This window comes from Vibrio sp. 10N.222.49.C9 (genome assembly GCF_041474985.1).
In the GTDB taxonomy this organism is placed as follows: Bacteria; Pseudomonadota; Gammaproteobacteria; order Enterobacterales; family Vibrionaceae; genus Vibrio; species Vibrio crassostreae_C.
Map to the genome: position 1 here is coordinate 1 of NZ_JBFRVD010000085.1, position 399 is coordinate 399.

Below are 399 nucleotides of genomic sequence, written 5' to 3' on the forward strand. Positions count from 1 at the left end.
TTAAATTGTTAAAGAGCTTTGCTTTCAGTGCCTTAGCACTTAAGCAGGACGCGTATAATACGCTTTCTACTTTGAAAGTCAACATAAAATACTAAGAAAACTTAGAACTCTATGGTGACTTGTCTATTTAATAGACAAAGTCGAACTTTTGTCTTCACTTTTAAAAAAGTGAAAATAAATTTAAAGCCTGGCGATGTCCTACTCTCACATGGGGAAGCCCCACACTACCATCGGCGCTATTGTGTTTCACTTCTGAGTTCGGCATGGAATCAGGTGGGTCCACAATGCTATGGTCGCCAAGCAAATTTTGCTTTTACTTTCAGCTTTTTTAAAAACTGAAGGCAAAATAATCTGGAAAACTGATTTAAAAGTCTATCTCTTCAAACTCATTCAAGCGTT

General features: G+C 36.8%; 1 rRNA gene. It reads right to left on the reverse strand.

Annotated elements, in window-relative coordinates:
• Positions 1–185 precede the first annotated feature (185 nt).
• Positions 186–301 (reverse strand): 5S ribosomal RNA (gene rrf / locus AB4585_RS21720).
• Positions 302–399: the final 98 nt, after the last annotated feature.